The sequence below is a fragment of the Pantoea sp. Ep11b genome, assembly GCF_040783975.1.
GTDB lineage: Bacteria > Pseudomonadota > Gammaproteobacteria > Enterobacterales > Enterobacteriaceae > Pantoea.
Window position 1 is genome coordinate 499,461 of the sequence record NZ_CP160631.1, and the last position, 22,911, is coordinate 522,371.

Annotated in this window: 19 protein-coding genes and 1 tRNA gene; 13 read left to right on the forward strand and 7 right to left on the reverse strand. The window is 56.7% G+C overall.

Annotation, left to right across the window (positions count from 1 at the left end):
• Window positions 1-27 precede the first annotated feature (27 nt).
• The 3 genes from AB1748_RS02385 (at window position 28) to AB1748_RS02395 (ending at window position 3,410) form a co-directional block, all read left to right on the forward strand.
• The gene (locus AB1748_RS02385; RefSeq protein WP_111141314.1) at window positions 28-1,368 is read left to right on the forward strand and encodes an aspartate aminotransferase family protein; all 1,341 of its coding nucleotides are present in this window, start codon (window positions 28-30) and stop codon (window positions 1,366-1,368) included.
• Between the two features lie 261 nt (window positions 1,369-1,629).
• The gene (sodA, locus tag AB1748_RS02390; RefSeq protein WP_111141313.1) at window positions 1,630-2,247 is read left to right on the forward strand and encodes a superoxide dismutase [Mn]; all 618 of its coding nucleotides are present in this window, start codon (window positions 1,630-1,632) and stop codon (window positions 2,245-2,247) included.
• A 194-nt stretch (window positions 2,248-2,441) separates the two neighbouring features.
• Entirely contained in the window at window positions 2,442-3,410 is a 969-nt protein-coding gene (locus AB1748_RS02395; protein ID WP_111141312.1) for a VirK/YbjX family protein, read from the forward strand.
• Between the two features lie 8 nt (window positions 3,411-3,418).
• Here AB1748_RS02395 and AB1748_RS02400 read toward each other — a convergent pair whose 3' ends face one another.
• From AB1748_RS02400 to AB1748_RS02425, 6 genes are all read right to left on the reverse strand, one after another.
• Window positions 3,419-3,781 (reverse strand): YibL family ribosome-associated protein, encoded by a 363-nt coding sequence (locus tag AB1748_RS02400; RefSeq protein ID WP_111141311.1) that lies wholly within the window; start codon window positions 3,779-3,781, stop codon window positions 3,419-3,421.
• A 104-nt stretch (window positions 3,782-3,885) separates the two neighbouring features.
• Entirely contained in the window at window positions 3,886-4,431 is a 546-nt protein-coding gene (gene mtlR / locus AB1748_RS02405; protein ID WP_199560031.1) for a mannitol operon repressor MtlR, read from the reverse strand.
• 64 nt (window positions 4,432-4,495) lie between these two features.
• The gene (gene mtlD / locus AB1748_RS02410; RefSeq protein ID WP_293770690.1) at window positions 4,496-5,644 is read right to left on the reverse strand and encodes a mannitol-1-phosphate 5-dehydrogenase; all 1,149 of its coding nucleotides are present in this window, start codon (window positions 5,642-5,644) and stop codon (window positions 4,496-4,498) included.
• Window positions 5,645-5,737: 93 nt separating this feature from the next.
• On the reverse strand, window positions 5,738-7,672 hold the full coding sequence (locus AB1748_RS02415) for a PTS mannitol transporter subunit IICBA (protein WP_111141308.1): 1,935 nt from the start codon (window positions 7,670-7,672) through the stop codon (window positions 5,738-5,740).
• Window positions 7,673-8,102: 430 nt separating this feature from the next.
• Entirely contained in the window at window positions 8,103-8,822 is a 720-nt protein-coding gene (locus tag AB1748_RS02420; RefSeq protein ID WP_111141307.1) for a DUF3053 domain-containing protein, read from the reverse strand.
• A 213-nt stretch (window positions 8,823-9,035) separates the two neighbouring features.
• Window positions 9,036-10,634, reverse strand: a complete 1,599-nt coding sequence (locus AB1748_RS02425) for a gamma-glutamyltransferase family protein (RefSeq protein WP_367395964.1) — start codon at window positions 10,632-10,634, stop codon at window positions 9,036-9,038.
• Between the two features lie 730 nt (window positions 10,635-11,364).
• Between AB1748_RS02425 and AB1748_RS02430 the strand changes: the two genes are divergently transcribed.
• On the forward strand, window positions 11,365-11,661 hold the full coding sequence (locus AB1748_RS02430) for an HTH-type transcriptional regulator (RefSeq protein ID WP_010257438.1): 297 nt from the start codon (window positions 11,365-11,367) through the stop codon (window positions 11,659-11,661).
• A gap of 47 nt (window positions 11,662-11,708) precedes the next feature.
• Here the strand turns inward: AB1748_RS02430 and AB1748_RS02435 are convergent, their stop codons facing one another.
• The gene (locus tag AB1748_RS02435; RefSeq protein WP_293770683.1) at window positions 11,709-12,296 is read right to left on the reverse strand and encodes an HD domain-containing protein; all 588 of its coding nucleotides are present in this window, start codon (window positions 12,294-12,296) and stop codon (window positions 11,709-11,711) included.
• 62 nt (window positions 12,297-12,358) lie between these two features.
• Between AB1748_RS02435 and AB1748_RS02440 the strand changes: the two genes are divergently transcribed.
• From AB1748_RS02440 to dppF, 9 genes are all read left to right on the forward strand, one after another.
• Window positions 12,359-12,823 carry a MarR family winged helix-turn-helix transcriptional regulator gene (locus tag AB1748_RS02440; protein ID WP_111141304.1) on the forward strand — a complete coding sequence of 155 codons (465 nt, stop codon included), beginning with the start codon at window positions 12,359-12,361 and terminating at the stop codon, window positions 12,821-12,823.
• Between the two features lie 95 nt (window positions 12,824-12,918).
• Window positions 12,919-13,347, forward strand: coding sequence for an organic hydroperoxide resistance protein (locus AB1748_RS02445; protein WP_111141303.1), 429 nt, complete (start codon window positions 12,919-12,921; stop codon window positions 13,345-13,347).
• Between the two features lie 298 nt (window positions 13,348-13,645).
• Window positions 13,646-15,337 carry a kdo(2)-lipid A phosphoethanolamine 7''-transferase gene (eptB, locus tag AB1748_RS02450; RefSeq protein WP_111141302.1) on the forward strand — a complete coding sequence of 564 codons (1,692 nt, stop codon included), beginning with the start codon at window positions 13,646-13,648 and terminating at the stop codon, window positions 15,335-15,337.
• 125 nt (window positions 15,338-15,462) lie between these two features.
• Window positions 15,463-15,539 (forward strand) — tRNA-Pro (locus AB1748_RS02455).
• A 1,261-nt stretch (window positions 15,540-16,800) separates the two neighbouring features.
• Complete coding sequence (dppA, locus tag AB1748_RS02460) at window positions 16,801-18,411, forward strand: dipeptide ABC transporter periplasmic-binding protein DppA (protein ID WP_111141301.1); 1,611 nt, start codon at window positions 16,801-16,803, stop codon at window positions 18,409-18,411.
• A gap of 170 nt (window positions 18,412-18,581) precedes the next feature.
• A complete protein-coding gene (gene dppB / locus AB1748_RS02465) occupies window positions 18,582-19,601 on the forward strand; it encodes a dipeptide ABC transporter permease DppB (protein ID WP_111141300.1) in 1,020 nt (339 codons plus the stop codon).
• Window positions 19,602-19,610: 9 nt separating this feature from the next.
• Complete coding sequence (dppC, locus tag AB1748_RS02470; RefSeq protein WP_293770676.1) at window positions 19,611-20,513, forward strand: dipeptide ABC transporter permease DppC; 903 nt, start codon at window positions 19,611-19,613, stop codon at window positions 20,511-20,513.
• 12 nt (window positions 20,514-20,525) lie between these two features.
• Complete coding sequence (gene dppD, locus AB1748_RS02475; RefSeq protein ID WP_111142070.1) at window positions 20,526-21,512, forward strand: dipeptide ABC transporter ATP-binding protein; 987 nt, start codon at window positions 20,526-20,528, stop codon at window positions 21,510-21,512.
• Window positions 21,502-22,524: a dipeptide ABC transporter ATP-binding subunit DppF gene (gene dppF / locus AB1748_RS02480; RefSeq protein ID WP_111142069.1), complete on the forward strand. Its 1,023-nt coding sequence runs from the start codon at window positions 21,502-21,504 to the stop codon at window positions 22,522-22,524. Before dppD ends, dppF begins: the two co-directional genes overlap by 11 nt.
• The last annotated feature ends 387 nt before the right edge of the window (window positions 22,525-22,911 follow it).

A 22,911-nucleotide genomic window follows, 5' to 3' on the forward strand; every position in this document is an offset into this window, starting at 1 on the left:
CCTTTATCCCTGAAACCGGAGTCAATTATGGCCACGCGTTCCACCATTATGGATACCAACAGTTTTCGTGCCGAACATGCCGCTGCGCTGGACAGCGAGACGCGCAAGCTGACCGATAAACGCAGCAAGGTGCTTGGTGAATCCTATCGCCTGTTCTATCGCAAGCCGGTTCATCTGGTGCGGGGAGAGGGGCAGTATCTGTGGGATGCGGCGGGCGATAAATATCTCGACGTCTACAACAATGTGGCCAGCATTGGTCACTGTCATCCGGCCGTGACTGACGCGGTGACGCAGCAGATGAAAAGGCTGAACACCCACACCCGTTATCTGCATGAAAATATTCTCGACTACAGCGAAGCACTGCTGGCGACGACACCTGCGGCGATCGATCGCGCCATGTATATGTGTACCGGCTCGGAAGCCAACGATCTGGCGATCCGCGTAGCGCGCGCCTTCAGCGGCGGCACCGGGATTATCGTCACCAAAGAGGCCTATCACGGCACCAGCGAGCTGACCTCCGGGGCCTCTCCGGCGCTGGGCAGCGGGCAACCGCTGGCGCCGACCACCCGGCTGGTGATGCCGCCGGATGCTTATCGCGTGGATGCCCCGGATCTGGGCGACTGGTTCGCCAGCCAGATTCAGCAGCAGATTGATGATATGGCCGCGCACGGCATTAAGTTTGCCGGATTCCTGGCGGATTCGATCTTCTCGTCGGACGGCGTCCTGCCCGACCCGCGCGGCTTCCTGAAAAAAGCCGTCGAGGTGGTGCATGCCAACGGCGGTATCTTTATTGCCGATGAAGTTCAGCCAGGCTTTGGCCGCACCGGCGACGCGTTCTGGGGCTTTGGCCGTCACGATGTGGTGCCCGATCTGATCACCACCGGCAAGCCGATGGGCAACGGCATCCCGGTCTCCGGACTGCTGGCAAAAAGCGAGGTGCTGGCCGCCTTCAGCGACTCGATTCCTTACTTCAATACCTTTGGCGGCAACCCGGTCGCGATGGCGGCGGCGCAGGCGGTGCTGAAAGTGATCACCGAAGAGGGATTACAGGAACACAGCCGCGTGGTCGGTGCGAAGCTGCTGGCTGAGCTGCGTACGCTGATGGATCGCTTTGAGTGCGTGGGGGATGTGCGCGGTGCCGGGCTGTTTATCGGCTTTGAACTGGTCACCGATCGTCACAGCAAAACGCCGGATAAGACGCTGGCGCTGGATCTGATTGAGAAGCTGCGTGAACATCGCGTGCTGACCTCGGTCGCCGGCCCCTATGGGAATGTACTGAAACTGCGCCCGCCTCTGGCTTTCCAGGAAAGCGACATCGACTGGCTGGTGGGGGCGCTCGACAGCGCACTGCGCGAGCTGGGTCGCTAAGGCAAAGGGCAGGGCAGGCGCGGCATCCGGGCAGATGGCGCGCCTGCATAACCGTGGGCGCGATCCGATCTCTGTAAGCAGAGCGTGCAGCTGCCCGCTGTAAAAACAACGGGTTGCTTTTGCCGGGTTTCGCAAATCCTTATGGTTATTAGGGCATTGATTACCCTTTTACGCTACATGAATTTAACTATAATGATTCGACTGCTTACGCGGCACGTCCCGAATCTGTCGTGCTGCTCATATTAAATGGAGAGGAAGAACATGAGTTATTCACTGCCATCCCTGCCTTACGCATACGACGCACTGGAACCGCATTTCGACAAGCAGACGATGGAAATCCATCACACTAAACATCACCAGACCTATGTGAACAACGCCAACGCGGCGCTGGAAGGCACTGAATTTGCCGATCTGCCGGTCGACGAGCTGATCACCAAACTGGATCAGCTGCCAGCAGACAAAAAAGGTCCGCTGCGCAACAACGCAGGCGGTCACGCGAACCACAGCCTGTTCTGGAAAGGCCTGAAAACCGGCACCACCCTGCAGGGCGACCTGAAAGCGGCTATCGAGAAAGATTTCGGCAGCGTGGAAAAATTCCAGGAAGAGTTCGAGAAAGCCGCAGCGACCCGTTTCGGTTCAGGCTGGGCGTGGCTGGTTAAGAAAGGCGACAAGCTGGCCGTGGTCTCAACCGCAAACCAGGATAACCCGCTGATGGGTGAAGCGGTTGCCGGCGTATCTGGCTTCCCGATCATCGGTCTGGATGTGTGGGAACACGCTTACTACCTGAAGTATCAGAACAAGCGTCCTGACTACATCAAAGCGTTCTGGAACGTGGTTAACTGGGACGAAGCGGCAGCCCGCTTCGCTGCAGCGCAGTAAGTTAATCCGGCGTTAACCGCTCAACCGGTGAAATCTATTTCGCCGGTTTTTTTTTGCTTTATATTGCGCATTCTCAGATGGAACCAGAAATCGTCATAAATCAGTTTTAATGTTATTCCGCATTAACCTGCCGTTGATATTGGCTATGTTATTTTCAGTGACAATCCTGCTTAACCCACTGTGTGTCGCTGACTATGTCCATTATAACTACTCACGAAACTACGACAGATTCCTCTGCTTCGCTTTTTTTTCAGTTAATTAGTGGTAAATATGTTCCGGATAAACTCTGGATAAGTAAACGGTTCCGGATGAAATTTGTCTTAAGGACCTTAATATCACCACTGACGACGCTGCATTATCTGGATGCCCTGTCGCGTCTGCCGCAATTGCCTCTGCTGATGAGCACCCAGGGTCTGCTGCCCGCCAAGCTGCACCGGCCTTATCTGCGTTCAGGACTGAGTATTGCTGCGCGTGCGCAGGCGATTCTCGATCATTATACCCTGATGAATAACCTGGAAAATCCTGCGCTGCGTCAGCTGCTGCAGAGCGCCACCGATAATCCGCTGGCGGCGCTGACCGGTAAAAACGGCGAAGCCTTCTTACTCTCCTGCAGTTCAGGCTATTTTGACCGCGAAGGCGAAGTAACGCTGGTGTTGCGTTATAACGACGAAATTATCGCGTCGCTTTCATTTTCTATTCTTAATGAGAATAACCAGCGCACCTTATTAATTGGCGGATTACAGGGGCCGCGGAAACATATCAATAATGAGGTCATCCGTGAAGCGACAAAAGCCGCGCAGGGTCTCTTCCCGAAACGCTTGTTAATGGAAGCGGTGTTTATTGTTGCGAAACAGTGTGGCGTTGAGAAGATTCTGGCGGTGGGTGATGAGACACACGTCTTCCGCAGTCTGCGCTATCGCCACAGCAAAGGGGATAAGTTCTTTGCCAGCTACAGTGAATTCTGGCTGTCGCTGAGTGGAGAGGCACGCAGTGACGGGATGTTTACCCTGCCGCTGAGCCTGCCGCGTAAAACGCTGGAGGAGATCGCCAGCAAGAAGCGCGCAGAGTACCGCCGTCGCTATGAACTGCTGGATGCGCTGGCAGAACAGGTCTGTGCCGCCGCTGGCGAACGCAAAGCCGATGTCGATCAGGCTGCGGCCTGATCGACGCTTCAGAAGGCGGTTCTGGCGAAGCCGGTCATCACTTTCAGGCCCATTTCACGTCCCAGCGCGGTCATTGGATGCACCACTACCAGGCCGCGCACGCTTTTCTTCAGCGCACCCAGATTAGCCTGCTCTTTTTTGGTAATTTCGCGGCTGAAGCCCATTTTCTGCAACTTCTGCGCTTCGGCACTCAGCTTTTCAACCCGCTGATTGCGCAGACGCTCGATCTCCGTGACCAGCGTTTCTTTCTCTTTCAGCAGTGCGCCCAGTTTCTCGGTGTCACCCGACTCCAGTAACTGCGGCTCTTTGCGGTTCAGTGCGTCCAGCTTATCGCTGAGAAGTTTGATTTCGTTCTTTTCTTGCTCTTTCATGACAACAACTCGTTGAGGAAAACAGGCTAAGGATACACCAAATCGGATGCGGGTTCCCGCTCAGCGTAAGACAAAAAAGGCGCCGCAGAGGGCGCCTGACGGGATTAGCTGCCGGGCTTTTTAAACGCCTGCCTGGTGCTGATGCGGGCGATCAGTTCGGTGAGTGACAGGACCATGGTGGATCGCACCATCTGCAGATAGCGCTGCTGCTGCATACTGCGCAGCTCCGCATCGTCGGTGTGAAACACCGGGGCAGGCGGCCAGGCGGTGACACAGTGCAGCTCACCAAACGGGCCGAGGATTTCATCGTCGGTGAAACGGTAGTCGGCGGTATCGTGGTTCAGCTCTTCGCGCAGCGCCAGCAGCAGTTCGCCATCTTCATATTCGTGCCGGCTGATAACGCCCAGGCCATAAATCAGTTTCAGGCGAACCGAGAGTTCGCCCAGCGGACCATCGCCCAGCAGCAGTGGCTCCACGGCATACTTCACCGCATAGTCATCTTTGCGGAACACCTGCAGCACCAGCAGATTGACTGCTTCAGCCAATAGCTCAACGGCGGCGATAAGAAAGCTTCTCACCGAACGACCGGCGTTCAGGCGCTCAAGCACCCGGTTCTCAAAAGCTTGCTTCTCTTCCATTATTGCCTGCATGGGTTCAATACCGCCGTTGGGCGCAGGCGAACTGCGCCCGGCTTGCGTCACTAACACGCGCGCATTATGCCATAGCGTGCCAGGCGCTCACCACAGCAGCCACCACTTCGCTGTCGGCATCCAGGCCGGAAATCTCAGCCAGGGTCGCCTGTGGACCTTTTTCTGCCAGCAGCGCGGCCAGCTCCTGCGCCTGCGGGTCCTGATCGCTGTGATAGTGCATTGCAGCAGCAATACCCTGCACCAGGCTGGCGTGTGGCAGACCATACTCCAGCGTCCCCAGAGTTGGCTTAATCAGGCGATCGCCCGCACTCAGTTTACGCAGCGGCTGACGGCCTACGCGCTCAACATCATCTTTCAGATAAGGGTTTTCAAAACGGCCCAGGATTTTGCGGATGTAGGCCGCATGTTTCTCCGCGTCGAAACCGTAACGCTGGATCAGCACCGCGCCGCTCTCCTCCATCGCACCTTTCACCACGGCCCGGATTTTTTCGTCCAGAATGGCGTCACGAATGGTCTGGTGACCGGCCAGCTGGCCAAGATAGGCGGTAATCGCGTGGCCGGTGTTCAGGGTGAAGAGTTTGCGCTCAACAAAGGCCATCAGGTTGTCGGTCAGCTCCATGCCCGGAATGGTGGGCAGGTCGCCTTTAAACTGGGTTTTGTCGACGATCCACTCGCTGAAGGTTTCAACGGTCACTTCCAGCGGATCGCTGCTGCCCGCTTCCGTGGGCGGCACGATGCGGTCGACGGCGGAATCAACAAAGCCGACATGCTGCTCCAGCCAGGCGTGATACTGCTCAGGCAGCGCCTTCAGAACATGCTGTTTCAGCTGACTGGTGCCGCGCACCATATTCTCACAGGCGATGATATTCAGCGGACGGGTCGTGCCGTCATCGCTGCGTTTAGCCAGCCCTTTCGCCACGCTGCCGGCAATGCGCTCCAGGATCTGCGGACCTACGGCGGTGGTCACCAGGTCGACCTCAGACACCAGGGTGACGATCGCCTCGCTGGTGCTGTTAACGGCGCTGACGCCGGTCACGATTTCTGTTCTGGCCTGTTCGCCAACCACATGAACGGGGTACTCATGACGCGCGTTCAGTGCATCCAGCACCGTCTGATTCACATCAGCAAAAACCAGTTCGATACCGGCATCAGCCAGTAATTTGCCGATAAAGCCGCGACCGATGTTTCCTGCTCCGAAATGTAACGCTTTCATAATTTTTGACCCATATTAAATGACGATGGGGCGGGCAAACCCGCCCCGGAAAATCGGGACGGGCATGACCGCCCCAGGGAAAATATCACCACATTATGCGATGGCAGGCTTGCCTGACAGCAGATCCAGCACTTCCTGCACGCTGCTGGTGTTGGCCAGCTTCTCGATCACGCTGTCATCATCCAGCGCATTGGTCAGGCTGGTGATCACCTGGATGTGCTCGTTATTGCGGGCCGCAATCCCGATCACCAGACGCGCCACATCCTCCGGCTCTTCGCCGAACAGGACGCCTGCCGGATACTGGCAGAACACCACGCCGGTTTTCAGCACGCGATCTTTGGCTTCCACCGTGCCGTGCGGCACCGCGATTGACTCACCGAGATAGGTCGGGGTCAGTTTTTCACGCGCCAGCATCGCTTCCACATACTCCGGCTCGACGTAGCCGCCTTTCACCAGCTGTTCACCGGCAAAGCGAATCGCCTGCTCTTTGTTGCTGGCGGTCAGGCCAAGGAAGACGTTATCCGCGCCCAGCTTAAACAGATGCGCGTTACCTTCATCGTAGCTATCGGCCAGCGTCGTCTTCACGGTTTCGCGATGCGCGTCACTGCGGTTAGCCGCCACCAGACGTTCGGTCAGAGTGCTGTAGAGCGCGCTGTCGAGGAAGTTATTCAGCGAGATATGCTGCGCGTGCGGCGCCTGACGGATTGCGCGTTCGGTCAGGTCACGATGCGTAATCACCAGATCGACATCACCCGGCAGGGCGTTAATCGCGGTATTGGTCACCGAGACATTGCGCAGACCGGCATCCTGCACTTTCTTACGCAGCACGCCTGCGCCCATGGCGCTGGAGCCCATACCGGCATCACAGGCAACGATGATTTTACGCACATGATGCAGGTCCACGCTCATGGCGTCGCTGGCAATGGCGGCACCGGGTGCGCTCTGGCCTTTGGACTGCGCTTTCATCTCATGCATGCGCTGGGTCGCGGCTTCGATGTCGTCATCTTCTTTCACTTTGCTGGTTTTCAGCAGGATAGCGGAAACCACAAAGGAGACAGCAAAGGCGGCCGCGATAGCAGCGACGTTAGCGAAGTAGGCGCCTTTTGGCGTCATCGCCAGCACCGCCAGGATAGAACCCGGTGAAGCAGGAGAGACCAGGCCGCCATTCAGGACGGTCAGCGTGAAGACGCCGGTCATCCCGCCCAGGATCACGGCCAGCAGCAGACGAGGCGCCATCAGCACGTAAGGGAAGTAGATCTCATGGATGCCGCCCAGGAAGTGGATAATGGCGGCACCGCCCGCAGACTGTTTTGCACTGCCACGACCAAAGAACATGTAGGCCATCAGCACGCCCATCCCCGGACCCGGGTTCGCTTCGATCAGGAAGAAGATCGATTTACCCGCTTCACTCGCCTGCTGGATGCCGAGCGGTGAGAAGATACCGTGGTTGATGGCGTTGTTCAGGAACAGGATTTTCGCCGGTTCTACGAAGATGGAGGTCAGCGGCAGCAGGTTGTTCTGCACCATCAGGTTCACGCCCGCCGCGAGAATATGCGACAGACCTTCTACCAGCGGGCCAATGGCCAGGAATGCCAGCAGGGCCAGCACCATCCCGATAATACCGGCCGAGAAGTTGTTGACCAGCATCTCGAAGCCGCTTTTGATTTTGCCGTCAATGGCCCGGTCAAACGACTTAATGGCCCAGCCACCCAGCGGACCGGCAATCATCGCCCCCAGGAACATCGGCATATCTGCACCGACAATCACACCCATGGTGGTGATGGCACCGACTACGCCGCCGCGATCTCCGCCCACCAGACGTCCGCCGGTGAAACCGATCAGCAGCGGCAGCAGGTAAGTAATCATCGGGCCGACCAGTTTGGCCAGCGTTTCGTTAGGGATCCAGCCAGTTGGAATAAACAGCGCGGTGATGATACCCCAGGCGATAAACGCCCCGATGTTTGGCATCACCATATTACTCAGAAAGCGACCAAAGCTCTGTACTTTGACCTTCACTGATGAGGACATAAACCCACCCCTTATTGAGACGCGCTGCAATAGGAGAGCGCGTTTGTTTTTGTTTAGCCACCCCGACCTGAAGCCGGTGGTATTACTGTATGCACGCGGACTCTATCACGCGAATCTGGCACTGCGTAGGGCATGACATTAGTGTGATCTGTGTCACTGATTAAGGGGGGCTGCAGGGGTCATTAGCGTGACTCTGATCACAATTAGTGGCGTGAATGCCTCTGTATTGGGCGATTTTTAGTCAGATTTGCCGGTTATCTGTGAGCTGTATCACATCCTGAGAAAGGCGCTTTGTTATAAATATGTGATGAAAGTCACAAAATATTTTTGGTCGAAAATGCGCCAGATCACACTTCATTTTGCGGGTCCTGGCGGCAAAGAGAAAGAGTGGGGAGAGGGGCAGAGAGATCACCTCTGCCCGGAAAGCGGTTTACTGCTGAATGCCACCCTGAACGGCCGCCTGGGCCTGAGGCAGGGCCTGAGCGTTGGCAGAGAGCGTGCTCATCAGCGCATTATATTGCGTAGCCTGATCCTGGGTCGGGAACTGTACGCCGCCATCATTGAAGCTGACCCGGGAGCCCTGCAGTTGCAGGAAGTCGCCGGTCTGTACCGCACCCTGGCTCAGCGCCTGCAGTTTAGGCAGCAGCGGGATCAGCTGATTGGCGGGCACCGTTACCACTTTGTTGTAGGCGGTGTCGTAGACCTTTTTCAGATCATCCGACTGCTTCAGGGCCGCTTTGCTGCTGTCCGCCTGCATTTTGGCGCTTTCAATCTGCTGGGTGACAATCACAAGGGCGCTGTTGGCCTGACGCAGTGAGTCGCGACGGCTGAGATAATCCTGCGGAACGCGAATCGCGGAAAGCTCATCCACCACCGGACGCATTCCCTGTTCGACCGCTTTGTTCGCCTGCTGCGAGAAGCCATACAGAATGGCGTAATCGCTGGCGAAGTTGCCAAAGCTCTGCTTCTGGTTTTCGCTGAGGCTGGGAAGATGCTCGCCGCTGCGCATCACGGTATTCTGGAGAAAGTCGATAAATGCTTTACGCTGCTCGCCCTCTTTGTCACCACATGCGGTGAGCTGCAGCACGATCAGCGCGCCAGCGAGCATAATGCCGCCGCGTGCCATGAGGCGTGTAAATCCTGAAGCCATAGGGTCAACTCCTGTCGGTGATACTGTCTGATGTCCAGGTAGGAATGGCCTAAAGAATAGAACAAACCCGCGCCACGGCACAATGTGAAACCGCCGCTAAAACAGGTGCTTTCTGAAATGGCGGTAACAGAGCAGGATCTGCGGCGCGCCCTGCGCGCCCTGCGCGGCTTGCAGGCGTCCCGCTCTCCGGGCGGCGTTTTTCTGGCGGCGGCCCTAAAAGACCACGGCCTGACCATCTTTCCGGCTTTCACTGGCTGCAATATAGAACCCCTGAGGATCGCGCACTATCGCCTGTGCGCCGCCGAAGTTGTAGTTGCTCAGCGGATCTTCCAGCAGCACGTTGTGGCCCATGCGGCGCAGGGTACTCAGAGTATTGCGATCGAGGGTGGATTCGAAGACCACCTCGCGCCCCTGAACCACCCGCCAGCGCGGCGCATCAATCGCGGCCTGGGGATTCTGCCGGTGCAGCATGATGCGCAGCGCCAGCTGAACGTGCCCCTGGGCCTGCATCGGGCCACCCATCACGCCAAACGCCATCAGCGGCTGGCCCTGCTGATCCCGCGCAAAGGCGGGGATGATGGTGTGGAAAGGGCGCTTACCGCCCGCCACGACGTTGGGATGGGCCGGGTCGCATGAGAAGCCCGCGCCGCGATTCTGCAGGCTGATGCCGGTGCCGGGGACGACCACGCCGGAGCCAAAACCCATATAGTTGGACTGAATGAACGAAACCATCATGCCCTGGCTGTCACCGGCGGCCACATAGACAGTGCCGCTTTGCTGCGGCGAGCCGAAGCGGAAATCGCCTGCTCTGTCAGGATCGATTAGTGCGGCCCGCTGGCGAAGATAGTCCCGGCTCAGCAGCAGCGCCGCCGGAAATTCCAGGTGATCTTCATCGGTGACATAGCGTTCGAGATCGACCAGTGCCAGTTTCATCGCCTCAATCGAGAGGTGAAGCCACTGCGGCGAATCGGGTGCGTGACGGTTGATCTCCCACTCTTCCAGAATCCCCAGCGCGATCAGCGTCGCGATGCCCTGACCGTTAGGCGGCAGCTCCTGGACCGATCCACCGGCAAACGGATGCGACAGCAGCGTAACCCAGTCAGCCCGATGGTTTTTCAGATCCTCCAGCGTCAGGGCGGCGCCATGCTCACGGGCGAAGGCCGCTATCTTCTGCGCCAGCGCGCCACGATAGAAGCTCTCGCCCTGGGTTTCGGCGATCTCCTGCAGGGTGGCGGCCTGCGCCGGATTGCGGAACAGTTCCCCAGCCTGCGGCGGGCGGCCCTGGGGCGCAAAGCAGTCGCTGAAGCCCGGCTGATCCCGTAGTTTGTCGTAGCCGCGCTGCCACAGCTGGCTAATCAGCGGTGAGACCGGAAAACCATCGCGCGCATAATCGATCGCCGGTTGCGCCAGGGTGGTCAGCGGCAGGGTGCCGAAGCGCTGCGCCAGTGAGACCCATGCCGACACCGCGCCAGGAATGGTGACTGACTCCCAGCCGGTTTCCGGCATGGCGTCAAAGGCGGCAAAACGTCCGGGGTGCCAGGCGGCCGGAGCACGGCCTGACGCGTTGAGCCCATGCAGCTCACTGCCATCCCAGACGATCGCAAATGCATCGCTGCCAATGCCGTTTCCGGTCGGCTCCAGTACGGTTAAGGCGATAGCCGTGGCGATCGCCGCATCCACCGCGTTGCCCCCCTGCTGCAGCATACGCAAGCCTGCCTGCGCCGCCAGCGGTTGTGATGTCGCCACCGCATTACGCCCCATCATCGGGACGCGATGAGAGGGGTAAGCGACATTAAAATCTGTTTCACGCATCGCTCTTCCTTGCCGGGATCGGGAGTGTGGGCCGCCGTCTGCGCAACAGTCAGGGAGCGCACTTTTGTCGCGCATAACGCCAGGCGCAGACGGCATAAACGCACCGGAATGGGGCGTCCGCCGTTTCTTCAGGTCCACTGTTGATTAATCTGCTAAAAAAACAGCGTTCAGATTAGCGGATTTTCCTGTCCGGCACCGTGAGCCGACGCGCGGCAACGCTGAAGGGTATGCCAGGATTATTCTTATTTTCATTAGAGTGATGAATATATGTGTTCAGGAAGTAAACCATTGGCGTATATTTTGCACTCATCACTGCAGAGGTGCAGCGCCTCACAGAAGTGAGAAGATGCCAGTAAAAAGCATGATGGCTTCCACATAAATCGCAAACACCGATTGATTTTTTTGCCCGCTATGGAGGCGCAAAAATCAACTGCCTCAGCACGTTAGAGGCGCTGGAATTTTTCCGGCAAACCATAGTTAAAAAAATAATTACAAATTGCGCGGCAAATCGTCAGGTCTCTATCCATACTTAGTCTCCCGGCATTTGTTGCATTGACCTGACAACTTTTAAAGCAGTGCACCGCAGGCTGTGTCCCGTAATGGTTTCTCTCATAACAAAAACAAACCCTTGCGGGATCCAGCCTGGAACAGGCCCGGTTTCAGAGTCCTGACTTCAGGCTCGTACCTCTCTACTTTCACGTGCTTCATAGTGAGTTTTAAGGAGTTCTCTATGGAATTAAAAGACCCGATGTTTGAATTGCTCAGCAGCCTTGAGCAGATTGTTTTGACACGTGATGATCGCGCCGCCGAGTTACTTATTCAGCGTCAGCAACCCGCCCAGCCAGAGCCGCAGCGTCTGCGTGAAATGACCGGCATGCAGGTTGATGAGTTTGCGAAAGTAATGGGCGTGAGCGTTTCTTCCGTGAAAAGCTGGGAAGCCCGCCGTACCCGTCCATCTGCGACGGCGCAGAAACTGATGAAGTTATTACATGCCAACCCCTATCTGGGGCGGCAGTTGCTTGAGTGATCAGGCAGCACGAAGGAACCCGCCGCTGGCGGGTTTTTTTATGGATGTCAGAGGCTGTATTTCGCCGCCTGCTTTGCAAACCAGCTCTCCGGCACGCTATAGGGCGGCTCCCGCAGCTGAGCCAGTCCGCTTTCGATGATCGTCGAAGCCTGCTGCCATAGCTGCGCATCGCCCTGTTTCAGCAAGGCGATCTGGATCTGTTTTTCTACCAGGTAAATCCGTGCAAAATCGGGATCAAATCGGACGATCGCGCGGGTATTGTCGATGATGTCTGCCAGTTTGATGGTCTGCGCTTCAGGACTGGCACTGGCCGTGTGGCGGAAGTGCGCTACTTTGCGGGCGGCGCGATTCTTTGCCGTGGCGGGGGCGCTGTCGGTCAGCATCTCCACCAGGCTGGCCACACGCTGACCAAAATGCGCTTCGATATCCTGTTGCGTCGTGGCGGTATCTTCCACCGTGTCGTGCAGCCAGGCCGCCGCTAAGAGCGCCTCGTCGTGACTGACGCTGCGCACCAGCTCTGCGACCGCAGCCGGATGAACGATGTATGGCTCATCGGTATATTTGCGGCGCTGACCGGCCCCGGCATGTGCCTCGGTGGCAAAGCGACGAGCCTGTTCTTCCAGTGAATCCTGCATGCTTTTCCCCCTGGCCAAAAGTTTGCTTGCAATTATCTAGCGCACTATCTATATTCATCAGTATGAACAGTGATCAAGATGACAAAAAAGTGAAACCGATGCCACTGTTGGTCGATCAGCAGCTCTGCTTTGCGCTTTATTCTGCCAACCTGGCGATGAGCAAAGTCTATCGCCAGCTGCTGAGCCAGCTCGATATTACCTATCCGCAATATCTGGTGATGCTGGTGCTGTGGCAAAAAGATGATGTCACGGTCTCGGAGATTGGCGAGCAGCTCTTTTTAGACTCGGCCACCTTAACGCCTTTGCTGAAGCGGCTGGAGAGCGCAGGTCTGATTAACCGGCAGCGCACCCGTCAGGATGAGCGGCAGGTTGCGGTGACGCTGACGGAGACTGGCCGGGCGCTGCGCGCCAGGGCTGAGACCATCCCTGACGCCGTTAAATGTGCCACGGCCTGTGAAGATGAGGCCCTGCTGGCCCTGAAATTACAGCTGGATGGGTTGCGCGACAACCTGAACCAGTCCCGATAAAGATTGCGGTTGGGTGCGCCGCACCCACTGAACCTCACCGCCCGGTTACGGTTAAATAAGTAGCGGGCGATTAAATAGCGTAACGGAGAAATGTCATGTCTTTAGAACAAGTGGTTTACCGCGCCAAAGCCAAAGCAACCGGTGGTCGCGATGGTCGTGCAACCTCTTCTGACGGTGTGCTGGACGTGAAACTGGGCGTGCCAAAAGAGATGGGTGGTGCAGGCGGTGAAGTCACCAACCCTGAGCAGCTGTTTGCTGCGGGTTACTCTGCCTGCTTCATCGGCGCGATGAAGTTTGTTGCTGGCCGTGACAAAATCGCTATGCCAAAAGATGCATGGATCGAAGGTGAAGTGGGCATCGGTCCTATTCCCAACGGTTTTGGTATTGAAGCGACGCTGAACATTCATCTGCCTGGCATGGATGAAGCAGAAGCGCAGAAGCTGGTGGATGCGGCACATATCGTCTGCCCTTACTCAAACGCGACCCGCAACAACATCGACGTCACGCTGAATATCCTCTGCTAAGCGTGCTGCGGGCCTGATACGCAGGCCCGCTTCTTTTCTGCTGCGCACTGCGGCAATGTCCTCCCACGAATCCTCTCATTGTGTAAAAAAAGGCGCTAATCGGGTCATCAGTGATTATTTTCTGGCCTGACAAGAGCGGCCATGCTTTACTGAGCCACCTCGCGTTACAGCCTGTTAGCCCGTTCAGAATTTTCCTTCATCTTTGTCCGGTCCGCTTATTCGGCGAACTCTGTCGCGTTTCGGTAGTCACATAACAAGATTTGGTCAAGCGCTTCACTCCGGAGAAACACCTTTTTTCATGAATTATATTAAAACCCTGTCTCAGCAAAAGTTATCGCTCTTGCTGGCGCTCTATCTCGGTATCTTACTGAATTTACCGATTTTCTATCGCCGTTTTGATGGTTTTCTCAGGCATTCTACGATAACGAACTGGCTGACTGCCGTCACCGAGGTGGTCGCCATTGTGCTGCTGACGTTCTTCCTGATGCGCCTGCTGTCGCTGGGAGGAAAGTGGTTTTATCGCGTGCTGGCCACGCTGATCGTGCTGATTTCTGTCGCCGCGGCCTATTACATGGCGTTTTTTAACGTTGTGATTGGTTACGGTATTGTGGCGTCAGTGATGACGACCGACACCGATCTCTCTAAAGAGGTCGTGGGTTATCATTTCATCCTGTGGATGGTGCTGGTCAGCGCGTTGCCGCTGCTGATGATCTGGCGCAACCGGCTGAGCATGACGCTGAATGAGCAGTTGCGGACGCCGGGGCAGCGCCTGAAACCGACCCTGGTTATGCTGCTCTGTGTCGCGCTGGTCTGGCTGCCCATCCGCTTTTTCGACAAGCTGCAGAAGCACAACGAAGAGATCACCAATATCGATCTGCCGAGCTACGGCGGGGTGGTAGCGCACTCCTATCTGCCGTCTAACTGGCTGGCGGCGGTCGGACTGTTTGCGTGGACCCGCGTGGATGAGTCTCTGAAAAACGAGGAGCTGCTTGATCCGGCGAAGAAGTTTACCTATGTTGCGCCTGCCGGGCTGGACGATACCTATGTGGTGTTTGTGATTGGCGAGACCACGCGCTGGGATCACATGGGGATGCTGGGCTATGAGCGTGATACCACGCCGAAGCTGTCCAAAGAGAAGAACCTGGTGGCCTTCCGGGGTGAGTCCTGTGATACCGCGACCAAACTGTCGCTGCGCTGCATGTTCGTGCGCGAGGGCGGCACCATGGATAATCCGGGGCGTACGCTGAAAGAGCAGAACGTGTTTGCGGTGATGAAAGAGCTGGGCTTTACCTCGGAACTGTTTGCGATGCAGAGCGAGGTCTGGTTCTACGATAACGTAAATGCCAATAACTTTGCTTTCCGCGAGCAGATTGGTTCAGAGAAGCGCAATCAGGGTAAAGCGGTCGATGACATGCTGCTGGTGCCGGAGATGAAAGCGTCACTGGATCGTTTCCCGAAAGGCAAGCATCTGGTGGTGCTGCACACCAAAGGGTCGCACTATCTCTATTCACAGCGTTATCCGCGCAGCTTCGCGAAATATCAGCCGGAGTGCATGGGCGTGGATGAGACCTGTAGTAAAGCGCAGTTGATTAATGCTTATGATAACTCGGTGCTCTATGTCGATAGCATGCTGGACAGCGTGCTGGACCAGCTGCGCGACAAGAAGGCGATCGTCTTCTATGCAGCCGATCACGGTGAGTCGATCAGCGAGAATATGCATCTGCATGGCACGCCGCGTGAGATGGCCCCCCCTGAGCAGTTCCGGGTGCCCATGATGGTCTGGGCGTCTGATAAATACCTGGAAGACAGCCAGAACCGCAGCAACTTTGAGCGTCTGCAGGCGCAGCAGCGTGTAGGGCGTACTCATCGGCATGTTGAGCTGTTCGATACCATTCTGGGTTGTCTGGGGTATACCTCGCCAGATGGAGGCATTAATCCGGCCAATAACTGGTGCCAGGCACCGGATAAGAGTCAGGCTAAGTCGCTGTAGCAGAGGATGAAAAGGCAGCGGCAGGCGGCTGAAGCCCGTTAACCGTGTGCTTTCCAGGCGATCGGCGGCAAAAGCTCAAAAAGCGGTTGACGCTGTTCGGGGGTAGCAGTAACATGCGCCCCCATCGGCGAGTAGCGCAGCTTGGTAGCGCAACTGGTTTGGGACCAGTGGGTCGGAGGTTCGAATCCTCTCTCGCCGACCATATTTAAGAAACCTGTCTGAAAAGACAGGTTTTTTTTCGTCTGCAGAAAAGAGGATTACGGGCAGGCGCCTGGTACTGAGCGGGCTTCAGGAAGCCTGCGCCTTCCGCAAAGACGCAAAACCGCCATCCCTGGCGGGCTCAGCGCGGGCCATCCCTGGCCCGCTATGCTTTGCTACAGGCGCGGGCTCCCTTCGCTTTACGTCCGGCAGAGGCATCAGGTGCCAATACAGACACTTCAGACTAAATCCGTGAGCCTCTTACCGCAGCGCATAATCTAAGGCGCAGGGAACAGGGGCAGAAGAGAAAAGCGTCCAGGGAAGGTTTAAGCGCCTTTCCGATCTGACCGTGTTTCCGGCGCATTCCCGATCCGACAGCCATGCAGGCTCCCTTCGCTTTACATCCGGCAGAGGTTTCAGGTGCCAATACGGACACTTCAGACTAAATCCGTGAGCCGCTTACCGCAGTGCATTCCCGATCTGGCAGCTAGGCAGGATCCCCTGGTGTTATAGTTGACAGAGGTGGCAGGCAATGAAAAAAAGATAACATAATCAATCTTTTATCATCCCGCAGCTCACAGGTGTCGTCGGACAAAGGGTCCCGGATTTTCCTGCGTTATCAGGCGGCGGATGTCAACCCCACAACGCCTCTGCCTTTTCCTGAAAGTTCCAGTAAAACCCGTTCGTCACCCGTTTCGCTGATTGACCGCTGTTATGGCCGTTTTCGCGCTGACAGCCCTTGCCACATCAGAGATGCCAGCATAATTCGCGACACGTTCTTCTTATGACCGAAAGCGTCAACATGCTGATTTCTTATACTTACTTACCAGCATATTCCGCTGGATGAACGTCATAACGCACGGTGAATCGTTCAGTTATTCAGCATTTATCGGTGAAATTTTTAAGTTTTTTAGCGGTGAGAATCACTAGCGACAGAGTCGCCGTCCAGCACAATGCACGGAAACCAGGCCTTCTGCGCTGTGCATTGTATGGCTTTCAAGGCAAAACGGTTTTTATTACCGTTGCATGCTATTCCTCACACTCTGTGTAAATAAGTAACCGTTGTATTGACGTTCTTTGCAACTGTTGACAAATTGATGCGTCAATAAACGTGCAGTTACGGAATTTTCTGAATGCCCGGTCGGCATAAGAAAAACAAACAGTATCGTGCGTTTACGCCACCCGTTCGGTGGTCCGCCTGAACCGCATAAAAAAATCAGAGGTCGGGCAATACACACAACATCACATCACAATGGAGCAAAAGCATGATCAACTCCCTGGCTAAATCCGGGATGCTGAAGGTCGGTCTGAGCCTGATTGCTATGACTGTCGCCGCCGGTGTTCAGGCAAAAACCCTGGTTTACTGTTCTGAAGGTTCGCCGGAAGGCTTTAACCCGCAGTTGTTCACCTCGGGCACCACCTACGATGCCAGCTCACGTCAGATCTACAACCGACTGGTTGAGTTCACTATCGGCACCACCGAACTGCACGCGGCGCTGGCAGAGAAATGGGATGTCAGCGAAGACGGTAAAACCTACACCTTCCACCTGCGTAAAGGCGTGAAGTGGCAGACCACCAAAGATTTTAAACCGACGCGCGAATTTAACGCGGATGATGTGGTGTTCACCTTCGAGCGCCAGCTGGACAAAAATAACGCCTACCACGGCGTTTCCGGCGGCAGCTACGAATATTTCGAAGGCATGGATATGCCGAAGCTGATCAGCAAAGTCGAAAAAGTGGACGACCACACCGTACGCTTCGTGCTGACGCGTCCTGAAGCGCCGTTCCTGGCCGATCTCGGTATGGACTTCGCCTCAATTCTGTCGAAAGAGTACGCCGACAACATGCTGAAAGCGGGCACTCCGCAGAACGTCGACCTGAATCCGGTGGGTACAGGGCCGTTCCAGCTGCTGCAGTACCAGAAAGATTCCCGCATCCTGTATAAAGCGAACCCGGATTACTGGGGCACCAAGCCTAAAATCGATCGCCTGGTCTTCTCAATCACGCCAGACGCGTCCGTGCGTTACGCCAAGCTGCAGAAAGGCGAATGCCAGGTGATGCCGTACCCGAACCCGGCTGACATCGCCCGTATGAAGCAGGACAAAAACATCAATCTGTATGAGCAGGCTGGCCTGAACGTCGGTTATCTGTCGTACAACGTTGAGAAAAAACCGCTGGATAACCTGAAAGTGCGCCAGGCACTGACCATGGCGGTCAACAAAAAGGCAATCATCGACGCCGTTTATCAGGGTGCAGGCCAGCCGGCTAAAAACCTGATCCCACCAACAATGTGGGGCTACAACGATGCGGTGAAAGATTACGCGTACGATCCTGAGAAAGCCAAAGCGCTGCTGAAAGAAGCGGGCATGGCGGACGGTTTCTCCATCGACCTGTGGGCGATGCCGGTTCAGCGTCCTTACAACCCGAACGCACGCCGCATGGCGGAGATGATCCAGAGCGACTGGGCGAAGATTGGCGTGAAAGCCAAAATCGTCACCTACGAGTGGGGCGAATATCTGAAGCGTGCTAAAGCGGGCGAGCACCAGACCGTCATGATGGGCTGGACCGGCGACAACGGTGACCCGGATAACTTCCTGGCAACGCTGTTCAGCTGTTCAGCGGCCAAAGATGGCTCTAACTACTCGCGCTGGTGTGATAAATCCTTCGAGGATCAGATCCAGCCAGCCCGCGCCACCGCCGATCAGGCGAAGCGCATCGAGTACTACAAGCAGGCTCAGGTTGTAATGCATGACCAGGCACCGGCGCTGATGATCGCGCACTCAACGGTCTATGAACCGGTCAGCAAGAAAGTCTCCGGCTACAAAGTCGATCCGCTGGGCGGACACTACTTTGCTCAGGTAGACATTAAAGAATAATTGTCGCATTTCCGGGGCGGCTGCGCGTCGCCCCGGCTCTATCTCCCTGTTTTACTGGAAACGGTAGAGGCGCAGCCTGTCTGCGTCGCGGTCGGGCCTACCCGATCGTCAGATGTAAGCAATAACCCCCCTCGCGGCGACGGTCGCGCGGACAAGAGAGAAACCGGATTATGCTGCAGTTCATACTCCGACGTCTGGGCCTTGTCATCCCAACGTTTATTGGCATTACACTACTTACTTTCGCGTTTGTTCATATGATCCCCGGCGATCCGGTGCTGATCATGGCGGGTGAACGCGGTATTTCACCTGAACGTCATGCACAGTTAATGGCGCTGCTGGGTCTGGATCAGCCACTGTGGAAACAGTATCTGAACTACATCAACGGCGTGTTACATGGCGACCTCGGCATTTCACTCAAGAGCCGTATCCCGGTCTGGGATGAGTTCGTGCCGCGCTTCAAAGCGACGCTGGAACTCGGCATCTGCGCCATGATCTTCGCCGTCGCTATCGGCATCCCAGTGGGGGTTCTGGCGGCCGTGAAACGTGGCTCGATTTTCGACCATACGGCGGTAGGCATCTCACTGACCGGCTACTCCATGCCGATTTTCTGGTGGGGCATCATGCTGATCATGCTGGTCTCGGTGCAGTTCAACCTGACGCCGGTGTCCGGGCGGGTGGGCGACAGCGTCTTCCTGGACGACACCCTGCCGCTGACCGGCTTCATGCTGATCGATACCTTCTTCTGGGGCGAGCCGGGTGATTTCCACGATGCGGTCATGCACATGATTCTGCCCGCCATCGTCCTTGGCACCATCCCGCTGGCAGTGATTGTGCGTATGACGCGCTCGGCCATGCTCGAAGTCCTGGGTGAAGATTACATCCGTACGGCGCGCGCCAAGGGCCTGACGCGGATGCGCGTTATCGTGGTGCATGCGCTGCGCAACGCCATGCTGCCGGTGGTGACGGTGATTGGTCTGCAGGTCGGCACGCTGCTGGCCGGGGCGATTCTGACCGAAACCATCTTCTCCTGGCCGGGTCTGGGCCGCTGGCTGATTGAAGCGTTGCAGCGCCGCGACTACCCGGTGGTGCAGGGCGGGGTGCTGCTGACCGCCGTTCTGATTATTCTGGTCAACCTGCTGGTTGATCTGCTGTATGGCGTGGTGAACCCGCGCATACGTCACAAGAAATAAGGGGGCATCATGTCTGTTGTTGAACCCGGCAGCGTTAACGTTGCACCCAAGCCGATGACCCCATTTCAGGAATTCTGGCACTACTTTAAACGTAACAAAGGCGCGGTCATCGGCCTGGTGTACATCATCATTGTGCTGCTGTGCGCCATCTTTGCCGATGTGCTGGCCCCGCACTCTCCTGCGGAGCAGTTCCGCGATGCGCTGCTGCATCCGCCGGTCTGGCAGGAGGGTGGAAGCTGGAGCTACATTCTGGGCACCGACGATGTGGGCCGTGACGTGCTGTCGCGCCTGATGTTTGGTGCGCGCCTGTCGCTGCTGGTGGGCTGTCTGGTGGTGGTGCTGTCGCTGATTTTCGGCGTGATATTCGGCCTGCTGGCGGGCTATCTCGGCGGCGTGGTCGATGCCACCATCATGCGTCTGGTCGATATCATGCTGGCGCTGCCCAGCCTGCTGCTGGCCCTGGTGCTGGTCGCTATTTTCGGCCCGTCCATCGTTAACGCTTCGATTGCACTGACCTTTGTGGCGCTGCCGCACTATATCCGTCTGACGCGCGCGGCGGTGCTGGTGGAAGTCAACCGCGACTACGTGACCGCCTCCGGCGTCGCGGGCGCCGGTATGCTGCGCCAGATGTTCGTGAATATTCTGCCTAACTGCCTGGCACCGCTGATCGTGCAGGCTTCATTAGGCTTCTCCAACGCCATTCTCGACATGGCGGCGTTGGGCTTTCTCGGTATGGGTGCGCAACCGCCAACGCCGGAGTGGGGCACCATGCTCTCCGACGTTCTGCAGTATGCGCAAAGTGCCTGGTGGGTGGTGACCTTCCCCGGACTGGTCATTCTGCTGACCGTGCTGGCATTTAACCTGATGGGCGATGGTTTGCGTGATGCACTCGACCCGAAACTCAAGCAGTAAAGAGGCACCGAGATGGCGTTATTAAATGTAGACAAACTGTCGGTGCATTTCGGTGACGAAAAAGCACCTTTCCGCGCGGTTGACCGCATCAGTTATCAGGTTGAGCAGGGCCAGGTCGTGGGCATTGTGGGCGAGTCCGGCTCCGGCAAATCGGTCAGCTCACTGGCGATCATGGGGCTGATCGATTTCCCTGGCAAGGTGATGGCGGAGAAGCTGGAGTTCAACCAGCGCGACCTGAAACGCATCTCCGAAAAAGAGCGCCGCCAGTTAGTGGGCGCAGAAGTGGCGATGATTTTCCAGGACCCGATGACCAGCCTCAACCCCTGCTACACCGTGGGCTACCAGATTATGGAAGCGATCAAGGTGCATCAGGGCGGCAACAAACGCACCCGCCGTCAGCGGGCGATCGACCTGCTCAATCAGGTCGGTATTCCCGATCCGGCGTCGCGGCTTGATGTCTACCCGCATCAGCTGTCGGGCGGGATGAGTCAGCGTGTGATGATCGCCATGGCAATCGCCTGTCGGCCTAAGCTGTTAATCGCCGATGAGCCGACCACGGCGCTCGACGTGACTATTCAGGCGCAGATCATTGAGCTGCTGCTGGAGTTACAGCGTCAGGAGAACATGGCGCTGATCCTGATTACGCACGATCTGGCGCTGGTGGCCGAAGCGGCGCACCACATTATCGTGATGTATGCCGGTCAGGTGGTGGAGAGCGGCAAAGCCGGCGATATCTTTAAAGCACCGCGCCATCCCTATACGCAGGCGCTGCTGCGTGCGCTGCCGGAGTTTGCGGCAGACAAAGCGCGTCTGGCCTCACTGCCGGGCGTGGTGCCGGGCAAGTATGATCGCCCGATTGGCTGTCTGCTGAATCCACGCTGCCCCTATGCGACTGACCGCTGTCGTCAGGAAGAACCCGAACTGCGCACCATTCCAGGACGCCAGTCCAAGTGTCACTATCCGCTGGACGATGCCGGGAGACCAACCTATGAGTCATGAAACCAATAAAGATCAGTTCCTGCTGCAGGCCATCGATCTGAAGAAACACTACCCGGTGAAGAAGGGGCTGTTTGGTCAGGAGCGCCTGGTTAAAGCACTGGATGGCGTCTCATTTAATCTGGAGCGGGGCAAAACCCTGGCGGTGGTAGGGGAGTCCGGCTGTGGCAAATCAACCCTGGGCCGCCTGCTGACCATGATCGAAACGCCAACCGAAGGGCAGCTCTACTGGCACGGTCAGGATCTGCTGAAGCACGATCCGCAGGCGCAGAAGCTGCGTCGACAGAAAATCCAGATCGTGTTCCAGAACCCGTACGGCTCGCTCAATCCGCGTAAGAAAGTAAGCCAGATTCTGGAAGAGCCGCTGGTGATCAACACGCAGCTGACCAAAGCGGAACGCCGCGAGAAGACGCTGGAGATGATGGCGAAAGTGGGCCTGAAGACCGAGCATTACGATCGCTATCCGCACATGTTCTCCGGCGGTCAGCGTCAGCGTATTGCTATCGCGCGCGGGCTGATGCTTGACCCGGATGTCCTGATCGCCGATGAGCCGGTTTCCGCGCTTGATGTCTCGGTACGTGCTCAGGTGCTTAACCTGATGATGGATCTGCAACAGGATATGGGGCTCTCTTACGTCTTCATTTCGCACGATCTGTCGGTGGTGGAGCACATTGCCGATGAGGTGATGGTGATGTATCTCGGCCGCTGCGTCGAGAAGGGGAGTAAAGAGGCGATCTTCTCTAATCCCCGCCATCCTTACACCCAGGCCCTGCTCTCCGCGACACCGCGCCTGAACCCGGACGACCGCCGTGAGCGTATCAAGCTGACCGGCGAACTGCCCAGCCCGCTCAATCCGCCGCCGGGCTGCGCCTTCAATGCGCGCTGTCATCGTCGTTTTGGCACCTGCGTCCAGCTGCAGCCGAAGCTGAAAAACTATGGCGGACAGGAGATTGCCTGCTTTGCTGTGGATCAGGATGAGAATCAGCCAGTGGGTGTGGCAGAGAAGGTCAGCTAAAGGTGTGCGGCCTGTGCGCAGAACGCTTTTAGCGCACAGGCCAGCGGCGATACTGACGCGGTTCCCCCGGCCTGAGGCTCCATTCTGGAGCCTTTTTTTATCTCAACTCAGCGGCAGGCCGCATCACAGGCGGATCGGCGGTGGCGCTGTAACGATGCCGCTCACTCTTTTCTTTAACACGGCTCACCTGATTTTTTTTCGGCTGAGGCTTAACCAGAAAAAAGATAAATACTTTCAATCCCTCAGCAACATGCTTCGCTTTAATTGCGGCCTGCCGCAGGCTTATTTCTTTTTCTGAAGAGATTTCTGTCGGTCTGTCTGGCTGTGCCAGCCGTTAACAGAACAGACAATTCTTAAAAATTATTAAAATAGTACTGACAGATTTAA